This window comes from Sphingomonas citri (assembly GCF_019429485.1).
In the GTDB taxonomy this organism is placed as follows: domain Bacteria; phylum Pseudomonadota; class Alphaproteobacteria; order Sphingomonadales; family Sphingomonadaceae; genus Sphingomonas; species Sphingomonas citri.
On record NZ_JAHXZN010000001.1, the window covers coordinates 640831 to 655427 of the forward strand.

At 71.7% G+C, this 14597-nt stretch carries 10 protein-coding genes; 5 read left to right on the forward strand and 5 right to left on the reverse strand.

All coding sequences use genetic code 11. The annotated features are described in order from the left end of the window. The first annotated feature begins 33 nt into the window (after positions 1 to 33). Positions 34 to 486 carry a universal stress protein gene (locus tag KZ820_RS03175; protein ID WP_219747223.1) on the forward strand — a complete coding sequence of 151 codons (453 nt, stop codon included), beginning with the start codon at positions 34 to 36 and terminating at the stop codon, positions 484 to 486. Positions 487 to 666: 180 nt separating this feature from the next. Here KZ820_RS03175 and KZ820_RS03180 read toward each other — a convergent pair whose 3' ends face one another. Continuing rightward, entirely contained in the window at positions 667 to 2460 is a 1794-nt protein-coding gene (locus KZ820_RS03180; protein WP_219747224.1) for an ABC transporter transmembrane domain-containing protein, read from the reverse strand. A gap of 153 nt (positions 2461 to 2613) precedes the next feature. Here KZ820_RS03180 and KZ820_RS03185 point away from each other — a divergent pair, with 153 nt between their 5' ends. Next, entirely contained in the window at positions 2614 to 3858 is a 1245-nt protein-coding gene (locus KZ820_RS03185) for a polyhydroxyalkanoate depolymerase (protein WP_219747225.1), read from the forward strand. A gap of 261 nt (positions 3859 to 4119) precedes the next feature. Here KZ820_RS03185 and dprA read toward each other — a convergent pair whose 3' ends face one another. Further along, positions 4120 to 5211, reverse strand: coding sequence for a DNA-processing protein DprA (gene dprA / locus KZ820_RS03190; protein WP_219747226.1), 1092 nt, complete (start codon positions 5209 to 5211; stop codon positions 4120 to 4122). 16 nt (positions 5212 to 5227) lie between these two features. Then, positions 5228 to 5863, reverse strand: coding sequence for a glycerol-3-phosphate 1-O-acyltransferase PlsY (plsY, locus tag KZ820_RS03195; RefSeq protein WP_373369011.1), 636 nt, complete (start codon positions 5861 to 5863; stop codon positions 5228 to 5230). Between the two features lie 107 nt (positions 5864 to 5970). On the opposite strand from plsY, the gene murI reads away from it, so the two are divergent. Both murI and hemA read left to right on the forward strand, forming a co-directional pair. Further along, positions 5971 to 6753, forward strand: coding sequence for a glutamate racemase (gene murI / locus KZ820_RS03200; protein ID WP_219747227.1), 783 nt, complete (start codon positions 5971 to 5973; stop codon positions 6751 to 6753). A 341-nt stretch (positions 6754 to 7094) separates the two neighbouring features. Beyond that, a complete protein-coding gene (hemA, locus tag KZ820_RS03205; protein ID WP_219747228.1) occupies positions 7095 to 8339 on the forward strand; it encodes a 5-aminolevulinate synthase in 1245 nt (414 codons plus the stop codon). Between the two features lie 419 nt (positions 8340 to 8758). Here hemA and KZ820_RS03210 read toward each other — a convergent pair whose 3' ends face one another. Next, a complete protein-coding gene (locus KZ820_RS03210; RefSeq protein ID WP_219747229.1) occupies positions 8759 to 9922 on the reverse strand; it encodes a BaiN/RdsA family NAD(P)/FAD-dependent oxidoreductase in 1164 nt (387 codons plus the stop codon). Between the two features lie 219 nt (positions 9923 to 10141). Then, positions 10142 to 13558, reverse strand: coding sequence for an amidohydrolase family protein (locus KZ820_RS03215; protein ID WP_219747230.1), 3417 nt, complete (start codon positions 13556 to 13558; stop codon positions 10142 to 10144). A gap of 170 nt (positions 13559 to 13728) precedes the next feature. Between KZ820_RS03215 and KZ820_RS03220 the strand changes: the two genes are divergently transcribed. Beyond that, positions 13729 to 14472, forward strand: a complete 744-nt coding sequence (locus tag KZ820_RS03220; protein WP_219747231.1) for a Crp/Fnr family transcriptional regulator — start codon at positions 13729 to 13731, stop codon at positions 14470 to 14472. Positions 14473 to 14597: the final 125 nt, after the last annotated feature.

Consider the following 14597-nt stretch of genomic DNA (forward strand, 5'->3'; position numbering starts at 1 on the left):
GGTAAACCCCTCCCAATCAGGGGACCTTCACCGATGCGCATCTACCTCACCGTCGTCGACGATACCCCCGAGGCGCTGAGCGCGCTGCGCTTCGCCGCGCGCCGCGCGGTGCGGACCAACGGCGGCGTCGAGATCCTCGCGCTGCTGCCGCCGCAGGAGTTCATCCCGTTTGGCGGGGTGCAGGCGACGATGGAGGAGGAGCAGCGCCAGCACGCCGAGGGGTTGGTGGCGCGCGCGGCCGGGACGCTGCTGGAGGAATCGGGCGTGCGCCCCTCGCTGACGGTGCGCAGCGGCGACGGCCCCAAGGTGATCCGCGAAATGATCGCAGCCAACCCGCAGATCGCCGCGCTGGTGCTCGGCGCCGCGGCGGGGGGCGCCCCGGGTGCGCTGGTGTGCCACTTCGCCGCCGAGGCGGGGACGCTGCCGGTGCCGCTGATGATCGTGCCGGGCGGGCTGGCGATGGAGGCGATCGACCGGGTGAGCTGATCAGGACGTCTTCGCTTGCGGGGAGCTGAAATCCCTCCGCTCGCGGGGAGGTGGCAGCGCGCCAGCACCGACGGAGGGGGCTCTCCACGAGCGAGCCGGTGCGTCTGCGAAGGCTTCCTCCACCACCCGGCTACGCCGGGCGGCCCCCCTCCCCGCGTGCGGGGAGGATTGTCGTCGCTCCTACGACGCCGCGTCGAACTGCAGGCTGGCCAGCCGCGCGTACAGGCCGCCGCGCGCGATCAGCGTAGCGTGCGTGCCCTCCTCGACGATGCGGCCACCGTCCATCACCACGATCCGCGACGCCGCGCGCACCGTCGCCAGCCGGTGCGCGATCACGATCGTGGTGCGCGTCGCCATCAGCCGCTCGAGTGCGTCCTGCACCAGCCGCTCGCTCTCGGCGTCGAGGGCGCTGGTCGCCTCGTCGAGCAGCAGGATCGGCGAGTCGCGCAGCAGGGCACGCGCGATTGCGATGCGCTGGCGCTGCCCGCCCGACAGCCGCGCCCCGCCCTCGCCGAGGAAGGTGTCGAGCCCCTCCGGCAGCGCGCGCAGGAAGTCCCCGGCATTGGCCGCCTCGGCCGCGGCCCAGACCTGGTCGTCGCTAGCGTCCCAGCGGCCGTAACGCAGATTGTCGCGCGCGCTGGTGGCAAAGATCACCGTCTCCTGCGGCACCATCGCGATGCGCGCGCGCACCTCGGCCGGATCGGCCCGGCGCAGATCGATCCCGTCGACCAGCACGCGCCCGGCGGCGGGCTCGTAGAAATGCTCGATCAGCTGGAACAATGTCGACTTGCCCGCGCCCGAAGGGCCGACCACCGCCACCGTCTCGCCCGGCGCGACGCTGAGGCTGAAGTCGTGCAGCGCGGCCATGTCCGGCCGTGTCGGGTAGCGGAACTCGACCGCCTCCAGCGCCACGCGCCCCTCCGCCGGCTCCGGCAGCGCGACCGGCTGCGCCGGCGCCGCGATGGCAGGGCGTTCGTCGAGCAGTTCGGCCAGCCGCCCCGCCGCGCCTGCGCCGCGCAGCAGGTCGCCGTAGACCTCGGTCAGCGCGCCGAACGCGCCCGCGACGATCCCGCCGGTCAGCACGAAGGCCGCGATCGCGCCGCCCGAGAGCCGCCCCGCCGCGACGTCGATCGCGCCCTCCCACAGCACCAGCGTGATCGCGCCGAACACCAGCCCGATGACGATCGCGGTCATCACCGCGCGCAGCCCGATGCGACGCTTGGCGGCGTCCATCGTCGCCTCCACCGCGCCGGCGAAACGCGCGCTTTCGCGCCGCTCCTGCCCGAACGCCTGGACGATCTTCATCGCGCCCAGCACCTCGGTGACGATCGTGCCGACATCGGCGACGCGGTCCTGCGAGGTGCGGGAGTAGGCACGCACCTTCCGACCCAGCAGCGTAATCGGCAGGATCATCAGCGGGATGCCCAGCAGCAGCAGCGAGGCGAGCTTCGGCGAGATGGCGAAGAGGTAGATCAGCCCGCCCACCGCGGTGAAGCTGTTGCGCAGCGCCACCGAGATGGTCATCCCCACCACCGTCTCGATCTGCCCGGTGTCCGCGGTCAGCCGCGAGGCGATCTCGGACGGGCGGTTCTCCTCGTAGAACGCGGGGCTGAGCGTCATCAGGTGGCGCACCACGCGCTCGCGGAGGTCGGCGACGACGCGCTCGCCCAGCCAGGCGACGAAATAGAAGCGCACCGCGGTGCCGAGCGCCAGCACCAGCACGATCATCAGCATATAATGGAACGAGGACGCGACCGCCGCGGACGAGCCGTCGCCGGCGGCGAAGCCGCGGTCGATCACGCGCTTGAAGCTGTACGGGATCGCGATCGTCGCCGCGGAGGTGATCGCCAGCGCGGTGAAGGCCGCCGCGATCTGCGCCGGATAGGCGCGTGCGTGCTGCCACACCATATTGAGATTGCCGAGGCGCCGCGAGGATGCCGGGCGGGCGGGAGCGACGTCGGGAACGCTAGCCATGTCGGGCGCCTAGCAGTGCCCGGCAGGCGGCTCAACGTGTGGCGTGGCGGCCACCATGGGGCAGGATCGCCACCGCGGCGCGCTTCGTGCGTTACGCCTGGTAGGTTTTGTATTACGACCGATCATGCCCATATCTGAGGCGGAAGGAAGCGAATGCTCTACGACGCATATGAATGGCAGCGGTCGTGGCTCGCCTCGGCGAGCGCGATGGCGACGGTGGGGGCCAATTGGCTCAACAACCCGTCCAACCCGTTCGCCTATCTCGGCGGCGGGCCGGTGATGGCGAGCGCGCTCGAGGTGTTCGCGCACGCTTCCGCCTCGCGCGGCAAGCCCGCCTTCGCGCTCGACACCACGATCGTCGACGGGCGCGAGGTGGCGGTGACCGAGGAGATCGTGCTCCAGCGACCGTTCGGCCAGCTCAAGCGCTTCCGCCGCGAGGGCGTCGAGGGCGGCCCGCGGCTGCTGATCGCGGCGCCGATGTCGGGCCATTTCGCCACGCTGCTGCGCGGCACGGTGGAGCGGATGCTGCCCTTCGCCGACGTCTACATCACCGACTGGCGCGACGCGAAGCTGGTGCCGCTCACCGACGGGCAGTTCGATCTCGACGACTACATCGACTATCTGATCGCCTTCCTCGAGGCGATCGGCCCCGACGCCGGCGAGGGGGATGGCCCGCGCGGCGCGCACATGCTGGCGGTGTGCCAGCCCTCGGTGCCCTGCCTCGCCGCGACCGCGCTGATGAGCGCGGACGCCAACCCGTGTCGCCCGCGCACGCTGACGATGATGGGCGGTCCGATCGACACGCGCGAGGCGCCCACCGCGGTCAACACGCTCGCCACCGAGCGGCCGTTCGCCTGGTTCGAGCAGAACGTGATCGCCACCGTGCCGATGCTCTACCCCGGCGCGGGGCGGCGCGTGTACCCAGGCTTCCTCCAGCTCGGCGGGTTCATGACGATGAACCTCGGCAACCACATGATGAGCCACTACGAGCTGTTCAAACACCTCGTCACCGGCGACGGCGAGAGCGCGGACGCGACCAAGCGCTTCTACGACGAATATCGCTCGGTCTGCGACATGACCGCCGAATTCTACCTCCAGACGATCGACACCGTGTTCCAAACCCACGCGCTGCCGCGCGGCACGATGACGCATCGCGGCCGCCCGGTCGATCTCGGCGCGATCACCGACGTCGGGCTGCTCGCGATCGAGGGGGAGCGCGACGATATCTCGGGGCTGGGGCAGACCAAAGCGGCGCTGACCTGCGCCACCGCGCTGCCCGAGGCGCACAAGCGCTACCATATGGCCGAGGGCGTGGGGCATTACGGCATCTTCAACGGGTCGAAGTGGCGGGAGCGCATCGCGCCGGTGGTGGAGGAGTGGATCACCGCGCACGGGTGATCGAGCAAGCCGTGTTGCCACAATTGGTCGTTCTGCTCGATCCCGAACGTCAGCTTTCGCCACTCGCTCGCGAAGCTGCCCGCACGCCTCTTGTCTTCCGTCATCCCTGACTTGTTCCGGGATCCACTCATCCGCGCGAGCAACAGACGGCGAGAGCGCGGATGAGTGGATCCCGGACCCAGTCCGGGATGACGAGGGGAGCGTGGCAGCAGCTACGCCCGCAAAGCAAAAATGTCATTCATTCGCGCCTACCCGCCGCCCTTACACCACCCGGCTGACCCGCCCGCCGGGATGGCGCTCGAGTCGCCCGGCGAGTTCGAGCTCGAGCAGCACGTCCTGCACCAGAGCCGCTGGGAGCGCGCTCTGGCGCACCAGCTCGTCGGTGGCGACCGGCGCAGCGGCGAGCAGCGACTCCACCCGCGCGCGCTCCGCGTCGCCATGGTCCGCCGCCCCCTCGTGCACGCTCTCCCACGCGGCGACCGATCGAGGCAGTGCGCGCGGATCGAGCGGGCGGAGCTGCTCGAGCACGTCCGCGGCGTCCTGCACCAGCGTCGCGCCGTCGCGGATCAGCGCGTTGCAGCCGCGCGCGCGTGGGTCGCTGGGATGGCCCGGCACCGCCATGACCTCGCGCCCCTGCTCGCCCGCCAGCCGCGCGCTGATCAGCGAGCCCGAGCGCGGCGCCGCCTCCACCACCAGCGTCCCCAGCGCCAGCCCGGTGACGATACGGTTGCGATAGGGAAAGTGGCGCGCGCGCGGCTCGGTGCCGGGCGGCATCTCGGCGAGCAGCAGCCCCTCGCGTGCGATCCGCTCCTGCAACGCGGCGTGCTGCGGCGGGTAGGCGACGTCGATCCCGCCCGCCACCACCCCGATCGTCTCGGGCAAAGCGCCGAGATGCGCCGCGCCGTCGATCCCGCGCGCCAGCCCCGACACCACGCTCACCCCCGCGGCGGCGAGGTCGCGCGCCAGCTCGCGCGCGAGGCGACACGCCGCCGCGGAGGCGTCGCGCGCGCCGACGATCGCCACCGTCGGTCGCGCCGCCAGCGCGAGATCGCCGCGCAGCGTCAGCACCGCGGGCGAGTCGTCGAGCTCGGCGAGCAGCGGCGGATAGTCCGCGTCGCCGAGCAGCAGGTGGCGCGCGCCGAGTCGCTCGAGCAGCGCCCGCTCGCGCTCGATCGTATCGAGCAGTGGCACCGGAGGGGCACGCCCGCCGCCGCGCCGCGCCAGCTCGGGCAGCGCCTCGATCGCGGCGCCCGCAGTGCCGAAGCGCGCGAGCAGGCGGCGGTAGCTGACCGGGCCGATCGAGGGCGTGCGGATCAGCCGCAGCCGCGCCGCGCGCTCCGCCTCGTCCACCATGCGCCGGGGGCGCCTCTTACCCCTGTTCGACCGCGTCGCCCGCGGCCGGCGCGGCGGAGCGGCCGACGCGCGGCTCGGTGCCGTCGACCAGTCGCGCGATATTGGCGCGGTGCTTCCACAGCACGAGCGCGGCGAGTCCCATCAGCAGCGGCACGAGGTCGAACTCGCCCAGCACTGCCGCGGTGACGGGAGTGCTGATCGCCGCCGCCATGCCCGCGAGCGACGAGATCCGCAGCAGCGCGAGCAGCCCCAGCCACAAAGCCGCGAACACCGCGCCGAGCGGCCAGTGCAGTGCCAGCGCCACGCCCATCAGCGTCGCCACGCCCTTGCCGCCGCGGAAGCGCAGCCACGCGGGGTAGCAATGCCCCACCATCACCGCCGCCGCAGCGTAGAGCTCGGCGCCGGGCAGCCACCAACGCGCCAGCAGCACCGCCGCGGCGCCCTTGCCGAGATCGAGCAGCAGCGTCGCCGCCGCCAGGCCCTTGCGGCCCGTGCGCAACACGTTGGTGGCGCCGATATTGCCCGATCCGATCTGCCGCAGGTCACCGGCGCCGAACGCGCGGGTGAGCAGCACCCCGAACGGGATCGATCCCAGCAGATAGCCCAGCAGCAGCGCGGCCGCGGGCAGCGTCCAGACGAGTTCGTCGGTCAGTTCCGGTCCCCCATGCCGCCCCTCTCTAACCGAAACATTTCGGGTACGCTACCGCCCGGCGCGACCGACGTTGCCGGTATCGGCGAGAGGCCGTAAGCGCGCGGGCGATGAGCGACACGCGGCCGATCCTGTTCTTCGACTCGGGCGTGGGCGGGCTCTCGGTGGTGGCGCCGACGCGCGCGCTGCTGCCGCACGCGCCGATCGTCTACGCCGCCGATTCGGCGGGCTTCCCCTATGGCACGCGGTCCGAGAGCGAGATCGCGGCGCGCGTGCCCGCGCTGCTGGGACGGCTGGTCGAGCGCTATCGCCCGCGGCTGGCGGTGATCGCGTGCAACACCGCCTCGACGATCGCGCTGCCCGCGGTGCGCGCCGCGCTCGACGTCCCCGTGGTCGGCACCGTGCCCGCGATCAAGCCGGCGGCAGAGATGAGCGCCACGCGCGTGATCGGCGTGCTCGGCACCGAGGCGACGGTTCGCCAGCCCTATGTCGACGACCTCGCCGCGCGGTTCGCGGGCGACTGCGTGGTGCTGCGCCACGGCTCCGCCGCGCTGGTCGAGCTGGCCGAGGCGAAGCTGGCCGGCGAGGCGGTCGGCCCCGCCGCGGTTGCCGGCGCGCTGGCGGGGCTGCTGGAGCAGCCCGGCGGCGAGCGGATCGACGTGGTGGTCAACGCCTGCACGCACTTCCCGCTGCTGGCCGACGAGCTCGCCGCGGCGGCGCCTTCGGGCGTGCGCTTCGTCGACGGCGGCCCGGGGATCGCGCGGCGGATCGTGTCGCTCAGCGCGGGGCAGGATTGGGCAGCGGGGCCGGACGTGCTGGTGTTCACCCGCTTCGGCGAGCACGAGCGGCGCGTCGCGGCGGGGCTGGCGTTCGCGCGGGTGGAGGCGCTGTAGCGGCGGGCCGCGGGCGAGGCGGTAGGATCCGCTCGGCGGCGACTACATTCCCGTGTCCGTGTGCCTGGCCTGCGCCTGCCCCTCTTCCGTCATACCCGCGAAGGCGGGAATGACGGAAGGGGGGGCGGAGACGAAGGGCGGCTACGGAGAAACGCGGCGTCGGCGGAGAAGAAGCGACGGCGCGCGCCCCAACACGTCCGCCACCGCGCCGCACCCCACACCGCGCGGCCTTTTCCCTCTTGACCGCCGGCCGGGGTGGGACAATTTGTCCAAGCGCTCGATCAGACATAGCGGCCTTATCCGCTGGCCATCGGGGGCGTAGGGGAGTAATCGCGGGCGCCATGATCAGCGACAGCAGAGAGGCGCGCGGCGTCGACTACTCGCGCGTGTTCACGCAGGCGATCGATCGACTCCATGCCGAAGGGCGCTACCGCGTCTTCATCGACATCCTGCGCAACAAGGGCATGTTCCCCAACGCGCGCTGCTTCGCCGGGCACAACGGGCCGAAGCCGATCACCGTCTGGTGCTCCAACGACTATCTCGCGATGGGTCAGCATCCCAAGGTGATCGCCGCGATGGAGGAAGCGCTGCACGACGTCGGCGCGGGTTCGGGCGGCACGCGCAACATCGGCGGCAACACTCATTACCACATCGATCTCGAGCACGAGCTCGCCGACCTGCATGGCAAGGAGGCGGCGCTGCTGTTCACCAGCGGCTATGTCTCGAACGAGGCGACATTGTCGACGCTGGCCAAGGTGCTGCCCGGCTGCATCATCTACTCGGACGAGCTCAACCACGCCTCCATGATCGCGGGCATCCGCAACGCGGGGTGCGAGAAGCGCGTGTTCCGCCACAACGATCTCGCGCATCTCGAGGAGCTTCTCGCCGCGGACGATCCCGCTGCGCCCAAGCTGATCGCGTTCGAGAGCGTCTACTCGATGGAGGGCGACGTCGCTCCCGTGGGCGCGATCTGCGACCTGGCGGACAAGTATAACGCATTGACCTATCTCGACGAGGTCCATGCGGTCGGGATGTACGGCCCGCGCGGCGGCGGGATCAGCGAGCGCGACGGCGTGGCCGAGCGGCTGACCATCATCGAGGGTACGTTGGGCAAGGCGTTCGGCGTGATGGGCGGCTATATCGCCGCCGACCGCACGATCGTCGACGTGATCCGCAGCTACGCGCCGGGCTTCATCTTCACCACCTCGCTGTCGCCGGTTCTGGTCGCGGGCGTGCTGGCGAGCGTGCGCCACCTCAAGGCGTCGAGCGCCGAGCGCGAGGGGCAGCAGGCCGCCGCGGCGACGCTCAAGGCGATGCTGCGCGAGGCCGGGCTGCCGGTGATGCTGGGCGAGACGCACATCGTGCCGGTGATGGTGGGCGACCCCGTCAAGGCCAAGAAGATCAGCGATATCCTGCTCGCCGAATACGGCGTGTACGTGCAGCCGATCAATTACCCGACGGTGCCGCGCGGCAGCGAACGGCTGCGCTTCACCCCCGGCCCGGCGCACGACGAGGCGATGATGCGCGAGCTGACCGCGGCGCTGGTCGAGATCTGGGACAGGCTGGAGCTGCGCCTGGCGGCGTGAGGGCGCGCCCCTTTTTCGTCGTCGCCGCGAAGGCGAGGGTTCAGCCGCGCTGAGGCTGGCGGAGAAGCCGCGCGGGCGCGTCCTCGTCCCCGTCGTCGCCGCGAAAGCAGGAATCCAGATGCGCTAGCGCCCGCGACTGAGCGGCGCGGGCGCATCCTCTCCTCCCATCATTTCCGCACAGGCGGAAATCCAGACGCGCTGGCGCTCGGGGTTGAGCGGCGAGGACGCGTCCTCTCCTGCCGTCATCCTCGCGACGGCGGGGATCGAGACGCGCTGGCGTCCGCGGGTGTGCAACGTGCCCGCGGCACCACCGTGGCCGCCTGACGCGGCGTACGCGACGGAGCCGCTATCTCAGCGTGTCTGGGTCCCCGCCTCCGCGGGGATGACGAAAAGGGCGTCACTGCGTTGCACTCGCTCCCTTACACCGCCTGCCCGGCGGCGTAACCGCTCGCCCACGCCCATTGAAAATTATATCCGCCGAGCCAGCCCGTGACGTCCACCGCCTCACCGATCGCGTACAGCCCCGGCACCTTCCGCGCCTCCATCGTCTTCGACGACAGCTCGACGGTGGAGATACCACCCACCGTCACCTCGGCCTTGGCGAAACCCTCGCTGCCGTCGGGGTGGAAGCGCCAGTCCGCCAGCCGGCGCTCCGCCTCCGCCAGCGCACGGTCGCTCGCCGCGCCCAGCTCGCCCAGGCCGAGCCGCTCCGCCAACACCTCCGCCAGCCGCGCGGGCAGCCCCAGCGCGCCCGCCAGCGTGGCGCGCGGCCGGGCGCGCTTGGCCTCCACCAGCCAGCCCGGCGCGGCGTTGGGGCGGAAGTCGATCGCGACGTCCTCGCCGCGGCGCCAGTAGCTCGACACCTGAAGGATCGCCGGTCCCGACAGGCCGCGATGCGTGAACAGCGCCGACTCGGCGAAGCGCGTCTTGCCGACGCGCGCCTCCACCGCGGTGGCGACCCCCGACAGCGCGCGGAACAGCGCCTCGCTGCCGGGCAGCGTCAGCGGCACCAGCGCGGGGCGCGGCTCGACCACCTTGAGCCCGAAGCGGCGCGCGATGTCATAGGCCACGCCGGTCGCGCCGAGCTTGGGGATCGATGGCCCGCCCGTCGCCACCACCAGCGCCGGCGCGCGATGGGTCCGCCCGCCGTGTGCCACGGTAAAGCGCGCGTCGGCGTGCTCGATCGCGCCGAGCGAGGCGCCGAGCCTTACCGCGACGCCCCCCGCCTCGCACTCGCCGAGCAGCAGCTCGACGATCTGGCGCGCGCTGCCGTCGCAGAACAGCTGGCCCAGCGTCTTCTCGTGCCAGGTGATGCCGTGGCGCTCGACCAGCGCTAGAAAATCCTGCGCGGTGTAGCGGCCCAGCGCCGATTTGGCGAAATGCGGGTTGGCGGAGAGATAGCGGTCGGCGGTGGCGTGCAGGTTGGTGAAGTTGCAGCGCCCTCCGCCCGAGATCAGGATCTTCTTGCCGGGCGCGTCGGCGTGGTCGAGCACGACGACGCGGCGGCCGCGCTGCCCCGCCACCGCCGCCGCCATCAGCCCCGCGCCGCCCGCGCCGAGCACGATCGCGTCATAGTCTTCCATGCGCGCGCCGTGACATAGCCGGGCGGGATGCGCCAGCGGGGCGGGCCGCTCGGAAGCGGCGAACCGCCTAACCTTCTTCTTCCGTCATCCGGACTTAGTCCGGGATCCACTCGTCAGCGCGCCTGACCGCTGCTGAGTACGCGGCGGGGTGGATCCCAGAGCAAGTCCGAGATGACGGAAGTGAGATGACGCGGGCCGTCAGCAGACCGCGCCGCCTCCTCAGTCCACGTCGCCGAAGCCGTGCCCGATCGTCGCACGGCCGGCTGCGCCGCTCGCGTCCCCGGCGCGCTCCCACCAGTAGGGCTGGCGCTGGCGCGTGCCGGTGGCGACCTCGTTGAGCGTCGCGGCGTCGTACAGCCGGCCGCCGAGCATCACCTGCCTTACCTTGTCGCTGTTGCGGATGTCCGCGGTCGGGTCGGCGTCGAGCACCACCAGGTCGGCGAGCTTGCCCGGCTCGAGCGAGCCGACGTCCTTGGCATAGCCGAGCGACGTCGCCGAGGCGATCGTGCCGGCGCGCAGCGCCTCCAGCGGAGTCATGCCGCCGCGCACGAAGCTCCACAGCTCCCAATGCGCGCCCAGCCCCGGCTGCTGCCCGTGCGCGCCGATCGCGACGAGCACGCCCTTCTGCGCGAGCTTGCGGGCCTCGCGCGCGGTGACGCCGTCGACATAGTCGCTCTCGGGCGCGATCTCGCGGCGCGCGTTCTGCGCGGCGAGCAGCGCCGGCGGCGCGTGGCGCGACAGCAAGGGATGCCGCCACACGTCCATGTGCGCGCGCCAGTACGGGTCACCCGCCGGGCCGCCATAGGCCACCACCAACGTCGGCGTGTAACCCACCTTGGTCTGCGACCAGAGCTGCACCACGTCGCCGTAGAAGGTCTCGAGTGGGACATTGTGCTCCACGGTCGAGTTGCCGTCCTGCACCAGCGTCATGTCGAGCGTGAACAGCGAGCCGCCCTCGGGCACCACCTCCATGTTCTCGGCCTGCGCGGCGGCGACCACCATCTGGCGCTGCTCGCGGCGCGGCTGGTTGTAGTTCTTGACGCTGTGCGCGCCCACCGCCTTGAGCCGGCGCACCACCGCCAGCGCGTCGTCATAGTCGTCGATCTGCGCGTAGACGTCCGCCGCCTTGGCGCCGTAGATCACCTCGCCGGTGGAGAAGGTGCGGGGTGCGAGCACCAGCCCGGCCTGCTGCATCTCCGCGGCGGGGAAGATCTCGGCCGAGCGCGACGACGGATCGTGGATCGTCGTCGTGCCGAGCGCGAGATTGGCCATCGCCGACCAGTTCTGCTGCGGCACCAGCTCGTCGTCACCCTGCGGGCCATGCGCGTGCGCGTCGACCAGGCCGGGGATGATCGTCTTGCCGCTGACGTCGACCGTCCTCGCACCCGCCGGGATGGGGACCGACGCGCGCGGGCCGACCGCGACGATGCGGTCGCCGCGGATCAGCACGGTGGCGTCGTCGACGATGCCGCCATCGGCCGCCGCCATGGTGACGACGCGCGCGCCGGTGAGCGCCACCGTGCCGGTCGGCTTGGCGGCGTCCACCTCCATCGACAGCGACACGCCGGTGCGCGGTGGGGTGAACGAGGCGCCCTTCGCCCCGTCCTCCGCCGGCGCGGCGCGGAACAGCTGCGCGGTCTGCGCGGTGTAGAGCACCGGCCCCGCGCTCCAGTGGATCTGCGCGCCGCCGTTGGACCAGTGGATGAAGTCGGCGCCGTCCGCGCTGACCCGCGTCGCCGGCAGCGCGCTCCCCTTCATGTCGACGTCGACGGCCTGCTTGCCGGGCAGCAGCGGCATCACGAACGCCTCGTAATTCTGGCGAAAAGCGACGTAATCGCTCGCTGGCGAGACCTGATAGTCGTTGACCAGCTCACCCGCGGCATGGACCCGCTTGTTCTCGCCGGTGAGATCGGTGCTGACGAGCTGGCGCTTGCCGCCGTCGTTGGCGATCATGAAGACGCGGTCGCCGCTCGCGCCGAACTGCGGCGCGGCGGCGTCGCGCGCGACCCGCTCGGGCGCGCCGCCGCTCGCCGCGACACGGTACACGCCGCTGCCGGGATTGCCGCGCGGCGCGGTGAGCTCGCCGCCCTGCCCCTGCTCGAACACGATCGTCTTGCCGTCGGGCGAGAAGCGCGGGCGGCGATAGGTGCCCGCCGCAGTGGTGACGGTGCGCGCCGCGCCGCCGCCCGCGGCAACGGTGCGGATCTGGCCGAGCGTGTCGTCGCGCCAGCCGACGAAGACGACCTGCCTGCCGTCGCGCGACCAGCTCGGGAACAGCTCGAACCCGTCGTCGCCGCGCGTCAGCCGCTTGGCCGCGCCGCCCGCGACCGGCTTGACCCACAGCTTGCCCAGCGTCTCGAACACCACCTGGCGGCCGTCGGGCGAGACCTCGGCCCAGCGCGGCATCTTGGTGGCGAAGCGCGCCGGCGCGACCTCGACCTGCGGGTGGACCGAGTCGACCACCACGCGCGTGTCGTCGACGCGGAACGGGATCACGCTCGCGGCGCCGCCGCCCGCCGGCACGCGGCGCAGTTTGCCGCCGGCCCAGAACACGATCGCCTCGTCGCGTGGCGTCCACGCCATGTTGGGGTAGACGCCGGTGACCGCCCAGGTCTCCTGCACGTCGCGGTCGAGCGGCGCGTAGATCTTGCGCTCCTCGCCGCTGGCTAGGTCCTTGACCCACAGGCTGCTGACATTGTCGTCGCGGCGCACGAAGGCGATGCGCTGGCCGTCGCGCGACGGCGTCGGCCGCACCGCGCCGCCCGCGCCCGAGACGACCGTCGTCACCTCGCCGCTGTCGAGGTCGTAGCGCTCGATGTCGAACAAATCGGTGCGCGAGTTCTGCGCATATTCGAAGATCGGGCCGGGCGAGACGTTGCGCGTGTAATAGACGCTCCTGCCATCGGGCGCGTAGATCGGCTCGCCCAGCTCCTTCTGCAGCACCTCGCTGGCGCGCTTGACCAGCTGCACCCCGCCGCCGCCCGAGACGTGGTAGAGCCACACCTCGCCGGTGCCGAGCGAGCGGCCGGTGGTGAAATGCTTCTTAGCGACGATGAAGCGCCCGTCGGGGCTCCACGTCGGCTGGTTGAGCAGGCGGAAGTCCTCCTTGGTGACCTGGCGCTTGTCGCTGCCGTCGCGGTTCATCACCCAGATATTGTCGCCGCCGCCGCGGTCCGAGGTGAAGGCGATACGGCGCCCGTCGGGCGAGAAGCGCGGCTGGTGCTCGAACGCCAGCCCCGCGGCGATCCGCGTCGGCGTGCCGCCGGCGATCGGCATGGTATAGATGTCGCCGAGCAGGTCGAACGCGATCGTCTGGCCGTCGGGCGAGACGTCGAGGTTCATCCAGCTGCCCTCGTCCGTCGTGATGCGCACCTCGCGCGTGCGCAGTCCGCGCGGTGCGTTGACGTCCCATTTGGCAGGCTTGCCCATGTCGCCCGCGGGGGCGCCGGCGGTCGGTTGCGGCGGCGGCAGCGGGCCGGCCTGATCGGGCAGCGGCGCGGTCGCCTGGTCCTCGGGCGCCTGGGTCTTCGCCACGGGCGGTTCGTTGGGCGGCGGGCTCACCTGCGCGGCGAGCGGGGCCGAGAGTTGGGCGGCGGCGAGGCAGAGGGCGACGGCGGTGAGAGCGCGCTGGGACATTGTGCGAAGATTCCCCTTTCGGCCGGGACGTTAAGGGCTGATCTCGCGGCGCGAAAGCGCGCGCGACGGATTTCACCTCGCCTCGCAATTTTGCAGAAAAGTTAAAATACGTCAGAGTCTTGCTTCGCAGAACCGGGCTAGCGTCGGCGCATCTCTGATGGGATCGCTGCGTGCTACACACCCTCCCGCTACACCGTTTCAACGAATCAATCGTCCTCCCCGCCGCCGACATCGAGCGGATCCAGACCATGGGCGAACCGCCGATGCGACTAGCGCGCCACGCGGTGCTGCGCCGCGAGGGAGAGTCGCCGCGCTATATCTACCTGCTGCTAGACGGTTGGGTCGCCTCCTCGGTGCTGCTGCCGGGCGGAGACCGCCAGATCACCAAATTCCATCTGCCCGGCGACCTGCTCGGCACGCCCAGCATGTGCCTGGAGCGCACCGCCGACACGTTGACCGCGCTGACCGCCGCGAGCGTGAGCCGCGTGCCGCTCGCCGCCTTCGGCGACCTGTTCCAGCGCTCGCCGCATTTCGCCGCGGCGATGCTGCTGAGCATCCAGCGCGAGCGGGTGGCGCTGATGGACCGGCTCGCCGCGGTCGGTCGCACGCCCGCGCTGGCGCGCGTGGCGGCGCTGCTGCTCGATCTCGCCGAGCGGCTCGGCGCGCTCGGCGGCGGCGAGGTGAGCGAGTTCGAGCTGCCGGTGACGCAGGAGCAGATCGGCGACCACCTCGGGCTCACCGCGGTGCACGTCAACCGCATCTTCCGCCAGCTGGTCGAGACCGGCCTGGTCGCGCGCCACCGCCAGCGCGTGACGCTGCTCGACCGCGCGCGGCTCAAGTCGGTCTCGGGTCGGCAGGAGCGCGTGCCCGTGCAGGACGTGAGCTGGCTAGTGGGCGCACGAGCGGAGGCGTAGCGGGCCATCTGCGCTGACGAAACCGCCGATCAACCCCAAGCGGACTCAATTTCTTCTCGGCTGGCGAGTTTGCTCGAGGAGAGAACGTGTCGCAGAGGCATCGAGCGTCACCCGGCAGCGCCGCT

Coding starts and splice junctions, on each gene's coding strand:
- KZ820_RS03175 (WP_219747223.1), top strand. CDS start 34: ATGCGCATCTACCTCACCGTCGTCGACGATACCCCCGAGGCGCTGAGC.
- KZ820_RS03180 (WP_219747224.1), bottom strand. CDS start 2,460: ATGGCTAGCGTTCCCGACGTCGCTCCCGCCCGCCCGGCATCCTCGCGG.
- KZ820_RS03185 (WP_219747225.1), top strand. CDS start 2,614: ATGCTCTACGACGCATATGAATGGCAGCGGTCGTGGCTCGCCTCGGCG.
- dprA (WP_219747226.1), bottom strand. CDS start 5,211: ATGGTGGACGAGGCGGAGCGCGCGGCGCGGCTGCGGCTGATCCGCACG.
- murI (WP_219747227.1), top strand. CDS start 5,971: ATGAGCGACACGCGGCCGATCCTGTTCTTCGACTCGGGCGTGGGCGGG.
- hemA (WP_219747228.1), top strand. CDS start 7,095: ATGATCAGCGACAGCAGAGAGGCGCGCGGCGTCGACTACTCGCGCGTG.
- KZ820_RS03210 (WP_219747229.1), bottom strand. CDS start 9,922: ATGGAAGACTATGACGCGATCGTGCTCGGCGCGGGCGGCGCGGGGCTG.
- KZ820_RS03215 (WP_219747230.1), bottom strand. CDS start 13,558: ATGTCCCAGCGCGCTCTCACCGCCGTCGCCCTCTGCCTCGCCGCCGCC.